The following is a 15149-nucleotide window of genomic DNA, read 5'->3' as shown; positions in this document are numbered from 1 at the left end:
CCTCGCGGGGCCGATCGCCCGCCGCGCGCGCTTGGCGCGCAGGCGCGCCGCCCGCGCGGCCTTCCCGCGGGATCGACATCCGGATGCCCTTCTCGATGGCGGCCAGCTCCAGCCGGTCATGCGGCGACACGAGCGTGATCGCCAGCCCGTCCTCGCCCGCGCGGCCCGTGCGGCCGATGCGGTGAATATAGCTTTCCGCGTTGTCCGGAATGTCGAAGTTGAACACGTGCGTCACGCCTTCGACGTCAAGGCCGCGGGCCGCCACGTCCGTCGCCACCAGCAGGTGCACCTTCGCGTTGCGGAACCGCTTCATGACCTGCTCGCGCTTCGCCTGCGACAGATCGCCGTGCAGCTCCTGGCTGTTGAAGCCGTTCTCCTGCAAATATTCGTTGACCTCGCTCGCCCGCTTCTTCGTCCGGCAGAAAATCACGCCGAGGAACGGGTTATGCTCCTCCAGCAGCCGCTTCAGCTGCTCCTTCTTGTCGCGGGCGCCCGTCTCGACCGTCAGCTGGCGAATGCCCTCGACCGTCACCTGCGGCGCGCGCACCGTGATGTCCTTCGGCTCGATCATGATCCGCGCCGCCAGCGAGCGGACGCCGGCCGGCATCGTCGCCGAGAACAGCATCGTCTGCTTGCGGTACGGCATCTGCGCCAGAATTTCCTCGACCTCGGTCAGGAAGCCCATGTGCAGCATCTGATCCGCCTCGTCCAGGACGAGCATGCGCACCCCGCCCAGCTTCACCGTGCCCCGGCGGATATGGTCGAGCAGCCGGCCCGGCGTCGCCACGACGATATGGACGCCCTGCTTCAGCTTGCGCAGCTGCGACTCCACGTCCTGCCCGCCGTACACCGCGAGCACGCTGAGCCCGTCCCCGTCCGCGAGCCGCTTCTTCAGCTCCGTCGTGATCTGCAGCGCCAGCTCGCGCGTCGGCGTCAGGATCAAGCCCTGCACGTCGTCCTTGTCCGCCCGCGCCTTCTCCAGCATCGGGAGCAGGAACGCCAGCGTCTTCCCCGTGCCCGTCTGCGCCTGGCAAATGACGTCGCCGCCCTGCAAAATAACGGGAATCGCGCTTTCCTGGATCGGCGTCGCTTCCGTGATGCCTTCGTTCCGGAGCGACTGCGCCCTTGCCTGCGCGATGCCCAATTGTTCAAAACCTGCCACTAGTTCCACCTCATTTATTAATCGAAAACCGACCCGTCTCTCAACCGGTATTCCTATCCTACCACATTCCGGCGGCGCTCATGTACCGAATGTTCCCTTTACGCGCAGGGAAAGGAAATTTTTTGCTTCAGCCTCCGCTTCAAATCTCCTTCATATCCCCCCGCTATAATCGGGAGCAAGCGGATGATCCGCCCGAAAGGAGGCTGGTCCCATGAAGGCCGCGAAGTGGCTGAAGTGGAAAATCGGCGCGGCGTGCGCCGTGCTGCTCGTGCTCGTCTTTCAATTCGTCCGCTCCGGCCCGCAGTTCCAGCAGGCGCTCGACCGGCAAGCGGCCGCGAAAGGCGCCGGACCCGACGACCTGCAGGCGCAAGCCGACGACGGCGATGCCGTCATGCGCGAATGGCAGGGTCAAGCGGAGACGCCTTCGGGCGACGGAGCCTGGCAGGACCAAGGCCGCGGAGGCCGGCGCTTCGGCCGGCACGGCGGGCAGGAGAGCCGGGACGGCTCGGGCGCCATGGACGCGCGGCCGCCGCAAAGCGGAGACGGCTCCGACACGCGCACGAGCCGATCGTAATTCGCGCCGGACGGCGGAAAGGAGCTTCGCATGAACAACGTCCTTCCCCCCTCGGCGGCGGCCGAAAGGCCGCCGTTCACGCTGCGCTTCCGCGCCATGAATACCGCGATCTCGTGCACCTTGCCCTGCGGCGGCGGCGAGGAACGTGAGCGGCTGACACGGGACGCGACGTCCTGGTTCCGGTACGTCGAGGAACGGTTCAGCCGCTTCCGACCGGCCAGCGAGCTCGTCCGCCTGAACGAACGCGCCGGCGCGGATTGTCTCGTGTCCGCCGCCATGCTGGAAGTGCTGCGGCTCGCGGAAGTGTACCGGAAGCTGACGAACGGCGCATTCGATCCGTTCATCCTGCCCGCGCTGGAACGCAGCGGCTACGACCGGTCGTTCGACGAGCTGGCCGGTCGGGAAGTCCGCGCGCCCGCGGAATCCGGCCGCGGCGCATCCGCGCATCCTGCCTACGTACCCGTTAACGCACCCGTTAATCTTCCGCCATCCCTGCGAACCATCGAGATCCAACCCGATATGCGGGCCGTCCGGCTGCCCCGCGGCGCGTCCATCGATCTGGGCGGCATCGTCAAGAGCTGGGCGGTCAAACGGCTGGCCGACTGGCTGCGCCGCACGCGCGGCGCGGCGTACGGCATCGTCAACGCCGGCGGCGACCTCGCCGTCTGGGGACGCGAAGCCGCCGCTGCGGCTTCGCGCGGCGAGCGGCCCGGCGCTGCCGGAGCAGCGCCCGAGCCTGGCGGCGCCTCGGCCTCGGCCGCTGCTCCGTCCGCGCATGGCGGCGCGCTTGCCGCGCCCTTGGGCCAGCCAGCCGATGCTCGCGGCGCCGAAGCCGCCGTCCGCCGGCCTAGCCCTTGGCGCATCGGCATCGAGCACCCGTGGGAGCCCGGCCGCGACATCGGCCAGCTGCTCCTCGGCGAAGGCGCCTCGGCCACGTCCGGCACGCTCGGCCGCCGGTGGACCGCCGCCGGCGGCGACCGCCATCATCTGATCGATCCCGCGGCGATGGCGCCGTCGGACAGCGACGTCGCGCAGTGCACGGCGTCCGGCGACGACCCCGTTGCCTGCGAGATTTGGGCGAAGACGCTGTGCATCCTCGGCACCGAAGCCGGGCTCGGCCTGCTCGCCCGGACGGGAGCGCCGGTCGAGGCGCTGCTCTTCACCCGCGGCCGGGAGCTCGTCTTCTACGGCGACCCGGCGTCGCTCGGAACGCGCTGGACCGGCTTGCCGGCCGTACGCCTCGTGCCCGCCGTTAAGAGGAACTTCACGTAATCGAAGGAGGGAGCCATATGGCGGACCTGCTGCTTCAACTGCCCACCTGGTTCATGATCCGGGCTGCCGGCATCGCGTCCTTCTGCCTGATCACGATCGGCATGGCGATCGGCATCTCGTACAATTTCGAGTTCTGGCCGCGCGGCTCCAAGCGGCGCCTCTACCGGCTGCACGCCTTCTTCACCGTCGCCGGCACGGCCGTCGGCCTGCTGCACGGCGCGGTCACGGTCATCGACACGTATATGCCGTACTCCTGGTTCGGCCTGCTCGTGCCGTTCGGCTCCTCCTACGAGCCGGTATTAAGCGGGCTCGGCACGCTGAGCGGCTACGGCCTGCTGCTCGTCATCCTGACGACGGACCTGCGGAACAAGCTGAAGCGCCCGGTATGGCTCGCGTTTCATCTGCTGTCCTACCCGGTCTTCTTCCTCGCGCTCGTTCACGGCTTCTTCCTCGGCAGCGACAGCGGCGCGCCGGCCCTGCGGCTGGTCTACGGCTTCGCGGTCGTGCTGCTGCTCGGCCTGACCGCGGCTCGCGGATCCATGAACAAGTCCGCCAAGGACGCGGAGCCACAGGTCGTGATCATCCCCCCGCCGGCCAAACGTTCCGCGCTGCGCGACCATGCGCCGCGCCCTTGAACCGATGCGCGATCGTAATAAGGGACGGAGCCGAGGCTCCGTCCCTTATTCGATAGTCGATCGTTACGCCAGCGATATTCATCCCCCGTAAGGCGTCGGCTGATAAAAATAATTCGGCTTGTTCTCCGTATCCTCGTACCGCGCATGGAAGATGCCCGTCGTCGCCGGCGACAGCGGCGGCACGAGCCACGACCAGCGGCCCGTCGGCACGCGGCCCCGCTGCCGCTCCTTCTCCGCGAACAGCGCGAACTGCCGGCTCGCCGTATGGTGGTCGACGATCGTCACGCCCCGCGCCTTGAACGAATGCAGCACCGCCACGTTCATTTCCACGAGCGCCCGGTCCCGCCATAAGGTCGACTCTTTGGCCGTATCCAGCCCCATGAGCGCCGCCAGCTTCGGCAGCAGGTCGTAGCGGAACGGATCCGCCAGATTGCGCGCGCCGATCTCGGTGCCCATGTACCAGCCGTTGAACGGCGCCGCCGTGTAATGCAGGCCGCCGATTTCGAGCCGCATATTGGAGACGAACGGCACGGCGTACCATTTGAGCCCGAGCGCCGCGAACGCCGGCAGATCCGGGTGAACGAGCGGCACCTCGAGCACGAGGTCCTTCGGCAGCTCGAACCAGCGCGGCCCTCGGCCGTCCGCCTCGACGACGAGCGGCAGCACGTCGAACGGCGTGCCGGCCCCGCGCCAGCCGAGCGCCTCGCACGCTTCCGTCAAGTCCGCCGAAACCGGATCCCCGACGACGGTGCCGTCCGCCTGCCTGTAGCCGGCGTACCGGATCAGCTGCTCGTTCCAGATCCGGGCGCGCGGCCGTTCCGCCCGGGCCGTCGGCGCGAAAATCGTGATCGTCGGACGGATTTTGCCGCCGTTGGTAGCATAGTCGATATGGCGGAACAAGGCTTCGGCCATCTCTTCTTCCGTGCCGGCCGCGCGCGCGTCCTGCACGACGAGCGAATCCCAGAAGAGCCGCCCGATGCAGCGGTTGCTGTTGCGCCAGGCGAGCTTCGCCCCGTACGCCAGCTCGTCGGCCGTATGGACATACGCGCCCGTCGCCTCCAGCTCGTCCTTGATGTACGCCAGCCTGGCCTCGGTCGCGTCTTGCGGGAGTCCGAGCTCAGTGCCGTACTGGCGGATGAAGCGTTCGGCCTCTTGCAGCAGCGCGCCGCAGTCGGCGGCCGTGAGTTGATTTTGCATGGTTGATCCCTGCCCGGTTCTTGATGATGGTTCCATTATAACGGATTCGCGGCGGGATTTCCCGGGTAAGTAGGTTATCTTACTAATTTAACTTTAATTAAGTAAGTATTAGCTATATAATGGCACATAGAGCGGAGCGATCTGCTCGGGATTTCTAATTCGGACCGAAAGAAGGAGTGACGCCGTTTGACCCGGAACCGGCTTTATACCCCCTATCAGCTGAAAGGCTTGTCCCTGCGCAACCGCATCGTGATGGCTCCCATGTGCCAGTACGCGGTCGATGCCAAGGACGGCATTCCGAACGAGTGGCATTACGTGCATTACATATCCCGCGCCGTCGGCGGCACGGGCCTTATCCTTATAGAGATGACGAACGTCGAACCGGACGGACGCATCACGGACAACTGTCTCGGCCTCTGGTCGGACGATCATATCCCGGCTTTCCGCCGCATCGTCTCGGAGGCGCATAAGCACGGCGCCAAGGTCGGCATCCAGATCGCCCACGCCGGCCGCAAGGCGCAGGACGCCGCGCAGCCGGTCGGTCCGTCGGACATTCCGTTCGGCGCGTCGTCCCCCGTGCCCCGCGCGCTGAGCACGGACGAAGTCCGCGCCATGGCCGGCAAGTTCAAGGACGCCGCCCGCCGCGCGGTGGAAGCCGGCGTCGACACGATCGAGCTCCACGGGGCGCACGGCTACCTGATCCACCAGTTCCACTCGAAGCTCGTCAATAACCGGCAGGACGCGTACGGCCGGGATCTCGCGCTGTTCGGCTGCGAGGTCGTCCAAGCGGTCAAGAGCGTCATGCCGCCGGATATGCCGCTCATCATGCGCGTGTCCGCCGCGGAATACGCCGAAGGCGGCTACGACCTGGCCGGCGGGTTGGAAATGTTCCGCCGCTACCGCGACGCCGGCGTGGACGTCTTCCACGTCTCGAGCGGCGGCGAAGGCCCGGTCGGCGCCCAAGGCTCCGCGCTGTACGCCGGCTACCAGGTGCCGCTCGCGCGCGGGCTGAAGGCCGCGCTCGGCGTGCCGGTCATCGCCGTCGGACTGCTCGACGACGCGAAGCTCGCCGACGCGACGCTGGCGCACGGCGACGCCGACCTCGTCGCGGTCGCCCGCGGCATGCTGCGCGACCCGTACTGGGCGCTGCACGCCGTGCAAGCGGCAGCCTCCGGCCGCGAAGCCGCGGCGGAGGCCGCCGAGCTCATTCCGCGCCCGTATACGCGCGGGTATTGATTCCGGCGCGATCGCGAAAACGGCCCGAAGGGCGAAGCGGAAGGTTCCGCTCGCCCGTCGGGCCGTTTTTTCGCGCGGGCCGCCGGCCGTCGAGGTGTCCGGGCCGCGACCCGGCCGCGGGACGCGCCGGCCGCGCGGCGCCAGTCCCGCTCCGTTAGGCTCTACGACCGCGGGGGCGTATTCGCCGGGCGGCGTGCCCGAGGCCGTGCGCGGGCCGGCCGCTCGCTAGCCGGTTGCGCCTCGGCGCGCGTCGGACGAATCACGCGCGCGGCGCTATTCCGCATCCTCCGCGTAGGCTTCCGCGACGGCCCGGGCCTCCTCGGCGACCCGCGCGCGCAGCTCCGGCGGGGCGAGCGCCTTCGCCAGCCTGCCGTAGCCGAGCAGCACGCCGACCGCCGAGTCGAGCGTATTGAACTCCGCCTCGGCCTCGATCCATCCCCCGCCGCGGTCGGCTTGCCTCCCGACCGTGACGAACCGTTCCCGCCCGAAGCGGCTCCAGGCGCTCGCGGCGACAAGCACCGTCGCGTCGTACCGGGGCAGCCGGTCGCGAAACCGGACGAGCGACGCCTCCCAGGCCGCCGCCAGATCGAATCCTTCCGGCCGCTCGAACGACTCGTCCGTCATCCGCGCCTCCTCCATCCGCGACACCCGGTACGTCCGGACTTCGTCGTCCGGCTCGGCAATCGCCATAACGTACCAGATGCCCGACTTGACGACGAGCCCCAGCGGCCGAAGGAGCCTCTCCTTGGCCGCCTCCCCGTCGGACGAGCGGTACATCGCGCGAAGCTTCCTAGAGGCCCAGACCGCTTCCTGCACGACGGCCAGCGACGCGCCGGCTTCGCGCGGGCCGGCGTCGCGCCAGCCCGCGCCGTCGACGTGCAGCCGTTCGCGGGCGATCTCGGCGTCGCGGCGGGCCGCCGGCGAAAGCGCCGAGAGCAGCTTGTTCATAGCCGACCGCGTGCTGCCCGCCAGCCCGAGATCGCGGACGACGTCCGACGCCTGCAGGAAGAGCAGCGACGAGATCTCGCCCGCGGTCATGCCCGTCAGCCGGCTGCGGTAGCCCTCCGGCAGCGACCAGCCGCCCCCGTTGCCCCGGTCCGCGTACACCGGGATGCCCGCGACGCTCAGCGCCTGCATGTCCCGGTGGATCGTCCGCTCGGACACCTCGAGCTTCTCCGCGATTTCCTTCGACGATAATTTGCCGTGCGCCTGCAGCAGGGCCAGCACCGCCAATAGCCGATCCGCACGCATGATGCTCCGCCTCCTATTTGGTCCGATTGAAGCGGCATGCCCGCGTTTGAAACGATTCCGCTCCGAGTGTGCGCCGCCGATTTCGCAGCGTTCGCCGCTCCTTGAATCTTGTTCCATTCTACCATGCGAATAAGACAATAGCTGTCATGTTTGAAGGATATACTGATGACGTCGGGTTGATTCCCGGTTACAGGCAGGATGATTATCGCAATCTTGCAACATGCGGAGGAGGAATCGTGTTGACGAACGCAAAACCATTGGATGGCCAAATCGCCGTCGTCGCCGGCGCGACGCGGGGCGCGGGGCGGGCGATCGCCGCGATGCTGGGCGCCGCGGGCGCGACCGTCTACGCGACGGGCCGGAGCGTGCGCGGCAACCCGTCCGACATCGGACGGCCGGAGACGATCGAGGAGACGGCGGCGCTCGTGACGGAGCAGGGCGGCCGCGGCATCGCGGCGCGCGTCGACCACACCGTGCCGGAGGAGGTGCAAGCGCTGTTCGCGCGGGTCGCGGAGGAGCAGGACGGCCGGCTCGATATTTTGATCAACGACGTATGGGGCGGCGAATCGCTGACGGAATGGGGGACGCCGTTCTGGGAAGGCTCGCTGGACAAAGCGCTGCTCATGCAGCGGCGGGCGGTGCACTCGCACCTCATCACGAGCTACTACGGCGCGCCGCTCATGGTCCGCCGGGGCTCCGGGCTGATCGTGGAGATCACGGACGGCTTCGATTACCGGTACCGCGGCAATCTGCCGTACAGCCTGGCGAAAACGTCGGTCATCCACCTGGCCGAAGCCCAGGCGGCGGAGCTGCGCCCGCACGGGGTCGCCGCCGTGGTCGTGACGCCGGGCTTTCTGCGCTCCGAGGAAATGCTGGACCACTTCGGCGTGACGGAGGCGAATTGGCGGGACGCGGGCGCCCAGGAAGCGCATTTTCTGCAGTCGGAGACGCCTTTCTTCGTCGGGCGCGGCATCGCGGCGCTGGCGGCGGACCCGGATCTCATGGCCAAAACCGGCCGCATCTTCACCTCGTGGGGCCTGTCCGACGACTATGGCATCGAAGACGTCGACGGACGCCGGCCGCACTGGGGCCGCTATGCGGAGGAGCAGGGGTTTTACAAGTGACGGCAGCGGCTTGAACGCGGCCCGGGAGCTTCCATGGCGGAGCTCCCGGGCCGTTTGCGCGCGCGGGCGCGCTCGTGAACGCCCGCGCGCGCGTCCGGTGCGCGACGGCAGGAGGCGCGATGCCGAGCGGCGCGCCGCTTCCGGCCTCAGCAGCGGCATCGGCGACGTGCCGTCGGCCGACCGGCGCTCCCATTCAAGCCGTCCTCCGGCTACCCGCCGTTCACCACGGACCTGGAGCCGTCGGCCATGCCGCCGTTCACCGGCCAACGGACCTGGAGCCGTCGGCCATGCCGCCGTTCACCGGCCAACGGACCTGGAGCATCGGCCATGCCGCCGTCCACCGACCGGCGGACCTGGAACCGTCAGCCATGCCGCCTTTCACTGACCGGCGGACCTGGAACCGTCAGCCATGCCGCCGTTCCCCCTTGCGCTTCCGGTCCTACGGCCGGCTCGAAACCAAGGCCGCTCCGGTCCGTCCCCGGCATTCGCTTTCCGGCCGAAACATGATAAACTGGTGCTAACTATGGCTTTTCGGAAAGGCTGGGTTCGGATGGATTACAAGTTCACGATCGAGCCGGGCGCCTTCAGCGCGTTCGCGGACGAAGAGGCGCTGATCGCGCAGTGCAAAACGTGGGGGCTGCTGTCGGACAAAGCGGTCAAATCGAAACCGTTCGTCTACAAGCGCGGCGGCGCCAGCGTGCCCTGCGCGATCGTCGGGGTTGTCGACTTCATGACCGCGGTCATCGAGTTCGAGAACAAGCGGCAGCACCTGATTCACCCTTCGCTGCTGAAAGAAATGCAGGCGGCGAGCTACGGCCAGCGGACGGTCGCCGCCGTCGATCCGTCCGTCGACGGCGAGCCCGCGGAGGCGGCGCAGGCGGAGACGGAGACGGTGCCTGCCGCGGCCGAGCGCGATGCGGCGGCAAGCGACGGCGCGGAAGCGCCCGGGGACGCTGCGGCAAGCGCCGCCGTCACGGGAAGCGAGACGAACGCCGAAGACGTCCCGGACGCCACGAATACGGCGGCGAGCGCGGCGGCCGCGCCAGCCGCGGACAAGCCTGCGGCCTCGGCGCCGGAGCCCGCGAAGGAGAAGCCCGTCAAGAAACGGACGTCGTCCAAGCCGCAGCTCCCGGAGGAGAAGGTGAAGATGACCGCGGTCGTCAAGGAGTTCACGACGGTGCCGAACCACTTCGCCGAGGAGGACGACGAAGTGATCGTCTACGAGCAGGTCAGCATCGTCGAACCGGAGCTCGAGCTCGGCGACGCATGGTCGAGCCACAGCAACACGCTCAAGAAGCTCGCGCTGGAGGTCGGCGACACGATCACGTTCGAAGCCAAGGTCGTCGCGAAGAAGCTCACGAAGCATCCCGTCCCGTACAAAATCAACAATCCGAGCAAGCTCGCGAAGGCATAGCCGAAACCGGGACGAATACGGGACCGATCCGGAGCCGATCGTACGGCGCCCGAATCGGCTGCGCGCCGGTGCAGGCCGGCTCCGGCATCATCGCGCGGGCATGCCCGGCCGGAACGCAAAGAGGCAGATACGGACGATCCGTCCCGTATCTGCCTCTTTTCTGCGCTTGCCGCGCGTCGCTGCCGCCGGTTCCCGGCCTGTTCGCGGCCAATGGTTCCGCTATTTGCCCGAAACGGCCATCCGGACCGATTTGCCGGACAGGAGCGCCGTTATTCCGCCGAATACGGCTACTATCGAGCCCGTACTGCACCAATAACGGATCTCATGGCCGCAAAACCGCCGAATTCGCCGAATCGGGGCAAATGCCGGATCATCTGGCCGCAGCCGCGGGATGCTCCGCCCGTCTAACGCCGCTATGAGGAGCGACGGGTCGGCGGGGCCGTCCGACGCCCCGCCTCAGCGCCCCCCGCCGCCCGCGGCATGCGACAAAATATTGACCAGCTTCCCGAACGGGTCGCGCACGTAGAACCGCCGCACGCCCCATGGCTCGTCGACGGGACCGTACGCCGCCGGGAAGCCGGCCGCCCGCATGCGTTCGAACGCCTCGTCGACGTCGTCCACCTCAATGGACAGATCGGGCACGTCCGTTCCCGATCCGCCCTGCGACGCGATGCTGAGCTGGACGGTCATCTCGCAAGCCGTGCCGTACGTGGCGATCCAGCCGTGGTCCATCAGCACCTCGAGGCCGAGCACGCCCCCGTAGAAGCGCTCCGCCTCCGCCGGGTCCGCCGCGGCGATGTTCGCCACGATTCGTTTCACCTTCATCCGCCTCGCCTCCTTCGCGCATCGCGGTTCCTGCCCGATTACGCGCTCCCCGGTCGCCGCCGCCGCCCTTAGCGCCCCGCCCGTCGCTACCCGCTCATCGCGTTGCGCACGGACAAAATATACTTCGCCTCGTCCAGCGGATTGACGCCGCGCCGCGCGCGCGAAACGTCGACGTCCGGCGGACATTCGCGGTAGCCGGCGAAGAACGTCGTCAGCGTGCCGCGCCCCTTCGTCATGGCGCCGAGCCGCGCCGGGAAGTCGAGCGACGTCGCGACGGGCAGCAGCCCCTCCAGCTCCATGCGTTCCTGCCGCAGCACCGGCGCGTCGAACTCGCCGCGCATGACGACGAGCTCGTTCATGATCTTGCCGCCGTATTCCTCCGGCACGGACATGCGGAAGCGCAGCAGCGGCTCCAGCAGTTTGGTGCCGACGTTCGCCAGGCCGTTCATGATGCCCATCGGCGTCGCGATGACGAAGTCGAGCGGATGCGTATGCCAGACGTGATGCTCGCCCTCGACGAGCGTGACGGACAGGTCCGTGACCTCCCAGCCCCGCAGCCCCTGCTGCAGCGCCTCCGGCACGCGCCGCGCCACCTCGTTCTGGTAGCTCTCGAGCAGCCGCTCGCCCCGCGCGAGCGACTTGTACACGAGCCCGCTGCCGCGCTCTCCCGGCTCGATGGCGAAGCGCAGGATCGCCCAGCAAGGCTTCGGCGCCAAATACGCGACGAACCCTTCGCCCGCCATGGCCGGCGTCTCCTTGTAGATGACGGAAGGCGCGCCGAACGTCACCGCCAGCTTGAACCGGGTGAGCAGAATCGAGGCCAGCACCTCCATCTGAATCGGCCCCATGACCTTCAAATGCAGCTCCCGCTCGTCCTGCAGCCACTGCAGATCGAGCAGCGGATCCTCGTCCGCGAGCTCCTGGAACGCCGCGACGACGGCGGGATAGTCCGCCTCGCTGCCCCACCGCACCTGCACGGTGAGCAGCGGCACCGCCAGCCGCTTCTCGCCGGGCACGCCCTCCGGCGAGCCCAGCACGTCGCCGATCCGCGCGCGGCTCAGCCCGTATACCGCGGCGATGTCGCCGGCCGTCAGCACGCCGATATCCTCCGATTTCGCCCCGTGCACGCGGCGGATCTGCGTCACCTTGTCCTGAACGTCGCGCGTGTGGTTGTGCACGGCGTCGCGGTTGCGGATCGTGCCTTCGTACAGGCGCACGTACGCGATTTTGCCCATGACGGGGTCCCGCTCCATCTTGAACACGACGCCTGAAGCCGGCGCCTCCGCCGAACCCGCGGCCGCGGGCAAATACGTCAAGACGGCGTCCATCAGCTCCGTCACGCCGAGGCCGCGCCCCGACGCGCCGAACAGCACCGGGAACAGCGCCGAGCGGCGCGCGCCGTCCGTCAACGCGCGGGCGGCCTCGCCTTCGTCCAGCTCGCCGCCCTCCAGGTACGCCTCGAGCAGCGCTTCGTCTTGTTCCGCCGCCGCCTCCAGGAGCGCCAGCCGCCATGAGGCCGCCCACGGATGAGCCGCGACCGCCTCCGCGTCCAGCAGATCCACCGGCCCGGCGAATTCGCCCTCCGCGCCGACCGGCGCCGCGACCGGCACGGCGGCCGGCGACAGCAGCCGGCGCAGCTCGGCGAGCACGCGGTCCGCGTCCGCGCCGATCCGGTCCATTTTGTTCACGTACAGAATCGTCGGGATGCCCAGCTCCCGCAGCGCCTGCCAGATGATCTCCGTCTGCGCCTGCACGCCTTCCACCGCGGACACGACGAGCACCGCGCCGTCCATCACGCGCAGCGACCGCTCGACCTCGGATAGGAAATCGACGTGCCCCGGCGTATCGACCAGGTTGATCGGCGTCCCGTTCCAGGCGAACCGCGTCACCGCGGCCCGGACCGAGATGCCCCGCTCCCGTTCGACGTCCAGCCAATCCGTCTGCGCCGTCCCGGCGTCCACGCTGCCGAGCGCGCGGATATGGCCGCTTTGATACAGCATTTGCTCCGTCGTGGTCGTCTTGCCCGCGTCGACGTGGGCGAAAATCCCGACGTTGCGCAGCGTTAAGCTTTCCTCAGCTCTTGTCGTCATAGTAGATATGCTCCGCTTGAAGCAGCCGGCCCCCCGTTATCGTGAATACGCCGAAGGAATACTTCGGCTGCCGGCGCTTATCCGCCGCCGACCCCGGATTGAACATCAGCACCCCGTCCCGCTCGCGCTTCACCGGCACGTGGGAATGGCCGAACACGACGGCGTCGACGGTGCCCGGCGCGAACGACCTGAACGCGTTCGTCTCCGTATCCGCGCGCTTGCCCGTCCCGATATGCCCGTGCACGAGGCCGACGCGCACGCCGCCGAGCGTGACGATCTTGCGATGGCCGAACTTCGCGACGATGTCCGCGCCGTCGTTGTTGCCGGCCACGCCGTCCGTCTCCGCGTAGGCGCGCAGCATGTCCCACACCCCCATCGTCATCCAATCGCCGGCGTGCAGAATCGCGTCCGCGTCCGCGAGCTCCCGGATCAGCCGGTCCGGCAGCTTCTTCGCCATGCGCGTCATATGCGTATCGGATACCACGACGACCTTCATGGTCCGCTCATCTCCTTTACTACCCTCATTATTGGGCAAAACGACCCGCGGTTCAATAGCAACCGATCTCACGGACAACACCTTACATACACCTTCCATAAAACCAATTTCGCACAGCTTAATCTCCATGCGCGACCTGTTTTATCCGGAAATCCGTTCCCTCAGTCTCGATATTATGTTAGATTATATTACATAATAATGCGTTGCCGTTATCCCAGACCGGAAAAGGAGCGATCGCGATGCTGCACATCCGCCGTTATTCCACCGCCGACCACGACGACATCTGGCGGCTCCACCTGCTCGTCATTGCCGCCGCGGGCGTCGAGCCGACGCACCTGCATTACCATGATATTTTCCATATCGACGAGCAATACTTGTCGGGCGGGGGCGAGTTTCTCGTCGGCACGAACCGGCAAGGCACGGTCGTCGCGATGGGCGGCCTCAAGAAGCTCGACTTCGAGACCGCCGAGATCAAGCGGCTGCGCGTGCATCCGGACTACCAACGGCGCGGCTACGGGCAGCTGCTGCTCTCCCGGCTGGAGGGAACGGCCGCCGAGCTCGGCTTCCGCCGCCTCTACCTCGACGCGCTGACCAATCAGCACGGCGCCAAGCGGTTGTTCCTGAACAACGGCTACGCCCATCAGGGAGCCTCCGTCATCGACGGCTTCTGGGTCAACGTATACGAGAAATCGCTGCGCGGATAGCCGCCCGCGCCCGCGCGCGGCGCGCCGTCGGGCCGCCGGCCCCGTTATACGATCGTGTAGTCCAGCCATTCCTGCGGCAGCAGCCGCTTGTACGGCGTCTGCAGGTAGCGGTCGTCGATCAGCAGCAGGACGCCCCGGTCCCGCTCCGAGCGAATGAGGCGCCCGCCCGCCTGCAGCACTTTGTTCATGCCGGGGTAGAGGAACGCGTAATCGAAGCCGCTCCGTCCCGTGCCGTCGAAGAACGCCTTCATGATATCCCGCTCGAACCCGACCTGCGGCAGCCCGACGCCGACGACGGCGACGCCCGTCAGCCGGTCCCCGACGAGGTCGATCCCCTCCGCGAATATCCCGCCCATGACCGCGAACCCGATCGTCCGCTCCCCGGTCCCGCCTTGAAACGCCGACAGGAACCGTTCCCGCTCCTCCTCCGACATGCGCGAGCCTTGCACGATCACGTTCTCGCCCTCCTCCGCAGCGCCGTCCTCCGCGGGCTCCGCCCCGCCGGCTTCCGCGCGCAGCGCCATGAACCGCTCGTACGCGTCGTCCATGTACGCGTAGGACGGGAAGAAAAGCAAAAAGTTGCCCCGCCGCTCCGCCGTGACGCGGCGGAGCAGCGCGACGACGGCCCCCTTCGTCCGCTCCCGGTCCTGGTATCGGGTGGACAGCGGGCTGACGAGCACGTCCAGCTGCTCGCGCGAGAACGGCGTCGGAATGACGACGGAATAGTCCGCCTCGCCGTCACCCCCCAGCATGTCCATGTAATAGGGCAGCGGCGTCAGAGTCGCCGAGAAGAACACGGTCGACCGGTAGCCCTTGCCCATCGTCCGCAGCAAATGCGACGGGTCCAGGCAGAACAGCTTGACCCGCACCTCGCTGCGCGCGCATTCGACGTACGCCACGTACCGTTCGTCGTAAAGCTTGGCCGCGCGGACGAAGTCCTGGCAGGCGAAATACAGCTCCAACAGCTCCCGGCCGCCCGGCAGCTCGCCGACCGGGACGCGGGCGCCGCCGCCCGCGTCGCCCGGCGATCCGGAAGCGGCGCCCGCGGAGACGGCTTCGGGCACGCCGCTTCCGGTGCCGTCCGTCTCGGCGGCCCCCTCGTCCGCGGACGCCTCCGCCGCGCTGCTCGCGTTCGCGCCGCTTACGCCGCCCGCGCCCGGCTCCAGCAG

14 protein-coding genes are annotated in these 15149 nt (G+C 68.0%); 7 read left to right on the top strand and 7 right to left on the bottom strand.

Going from position 1 to position 15149, the window contains the following annotated elements:
* Positions 1-1162: DEAD/DEAH box helicase (locus I8J29_RS32180; protein WP_208851362.1), on the bottom strand; the 1162-nt coding region annotated here is incomplete at its 3' end.
* A 211-nt stretch (positions 1163-1373) separates the two neighbouring features.
* Between I8J29_RS32180 and I8J29_RS32175 the strand changes: the two genes are divergently transcribed.
* The 3 genes from I8J29_RS32175 to I8J29_RS32165 are packed head-to-tail and all read left to right on the top strand — an operon-like array spanning position 1374 to position 3643.
* Positions 1374-1736: a hypothetical protein gene (locus tag I8J29_RS32175; protein ID WP_208851361.1), complete on the top strand. Its 363-nt coding sequence runs from the start codon at positions 1374-1376 to the stop codon at positions 1734-1736.
* 30 nt (positions 1737-1766) lie between these two features.
* Positions 1767-3008: an FAD:protein FMN transferase gene (locus I8J29_RS32170; protein ID WP_208851360.1), complete on the top strand. Its 1242-nt coding sequence runs from the start codon at positions 1767-1769 to the stop codon at positions 3006-3008.
* Positions 3009-3025: 17 nt separating this feature from the next.
* On the top strand, positions 3026-3643 hold the full coding sequence (locus tag I8J29_RS32165) for a ferric reductase-like transmembrane domain-containing protein (RefSeq protein WP_208851359.1): 618 nt from the start codon (positions 3026-3028) through the stop codon (positions 3641-3643).
* Positions 3644-3721: 78 nt separating this feature from the next.
* Here the strand turns inward: I8J29_RS32165 and I8J29_RS32160 are convergent, their stop codons facing one another.
* Positions 3722-4840 (bottom strand): nitric oxide synthase oxygenase, encoded by a 1119-nt coding sequence (locus tag I8J29_RS32160; RefSeq protein ID WP_208851358.1) that lies wholly within the window; start codon positions 4838-4840, stop codon positions 3722-3724.
* Between the two features lie 186 nt (positions 4841-5026).
* On the opposite strand from I8J29_RS32160, the gene I8J29_RS32155 reads away from it, so the two are divergent.
* The gene (locus tag I8J29_RS32155) at positions 5027-6076 is read left to right on the top strand and encodes an NADH:flavin oxidoreductase/NADH oxidase (RefSeq protein WP_208851357.1); all 1050 of its coding nucleotides are present in this window, start codon (positions 5027-5029) and stop codon (positions 6074-6076) included.
* 273 nt (positions 6077-6349) lie between these two features.
* Here the strand turns inward: I8J29_RS32155 and I8J29_RS32150 are convergent, their stop codons facing one another.
* On the bottom strand, positions 6350-7327 hold the full coding sequence (locus I8J29_RS32150) for a helix-turn-helix transcriptional regulator (RefSeq protein WP_208851356.1): 978 nt from the start codon (positions 7325-7327) through the stop codon (positions 6350-6352).
* A 239-nt stretch (positions 7328-7566) separates the two neighbouring features.
* Between I8J29_RS32150 and I8J29_RS32145 the strand changes: the two genes are divergently transcribed.
* Both I8J29_RS32145 and I8J29_RS32140 read left to right on the top strand, forming a co-directional pair.
* Positions 7567-8451 carry an SDR family oxidoreductase gene (locus I8J29_RS32145; protein WP_240546642.1) on the top strand — a complete coding sequence of 295 codons (885 nt, stop codon included), beginning with the start codon at positions 7567-7569 and terminating at the stop codon, positions 8449-8451.
* 523 nt (positions 8452-8974) lie between these two features.
* Positions 8975-9865, top strand: a complete 891-nt coding sequence (locus I8J29_RS32140) for a hypothetical protein (RefSeq protein ID WP_240546641.1) — start codon at positions 8975-8977, stop codon at positions 9863-9865.
* 456 nt (positions 9866-10321) lie between these two features.
* On the opposite strand, the gene I8J29_RS32135 is transcribed toward I8J29_RS32140, so the two are convergent.
* The 3 genes from I8J29_RS32135 to I8J29_RS32125 all read right to left on the bottom strand — a co-directional run bounded on the left by I8J29_RS32135 (position 10322) and on the right by I8J29_RS32125 (position 13276).
* On the bottom strand, positions 10322-10690 hold the full coding sequence (locus I8J29_RS32135; RefSeq protein WP_208851354.1) for a VOC family protein: 369 nt from the start codon (positions 10688-10690) through the stop codon (positions 10322-10324).
* A gap of 86 nt (positions 10691-10776) precedes the next feature.
* Positions 10777-12780, bottom strand: coding sequence for an elongation factor G (locus I8J29_RS32130; RefSeq protein WP_208851353.1), 2004 nt, complete (start codon positions 12778-12780; stop codon positions 10777-10779).
* Complete coding sequence (locus I8J29_RS32125) at positions 12764-13276, bottom strand: metallophosphoesterase family protein (protein ID WP_208851352.1); 513 nt, start codon at positions 13274-13276, stop codon at positions 12764-12766. Before I8J29_RS32125 ends, I8J29_RS32130 begins: the two co-directional genes overlap by 17 nt.
* Positions 13277-13515: 239 nt before the next feature.
* Between I8J29_RS32125 and I8J29_RS32120 the strand changes: the two genes are divergently transcribed.
* Entirely contained in the window at positions 13516-13980 is a 465-nt protein-coding gene (locus tag I8J29_RS32120; protein ID WP_177222203.1) for a GNAT family N-acetyltransferase, read from the top strand.
* Between the two features lie 44 nt (positions 13981-14024).
* On the opposite strand, the gene I8J29_RS32115 is transcribed toward I8J29_RS32120, so the two are convergent.
* Positions 14025-15149: ATP-dependent DNA helicase (locus I8J29_RS32115; protein WP_208851351.1), on the bottom strand; the 1125-nt coding region annotated here is incomplete at its 5' end.

Source organism: Paenibacillus artemisiicola (assembly GCF_017652985.1).
Taxonomy (GTDB): domain Bacteria; phylum Bacillota; class Bacilli; order Paenibacillales; family Paenibacillaceae; genus Paenibacillus_Z; species Paenibacillus_Z artemisiicola.
The sequence above is the reverse complement of the archived record's forward strand: the minus strand, read 5'-3'. Positions and strand labels throughout refer to the sequence as shown.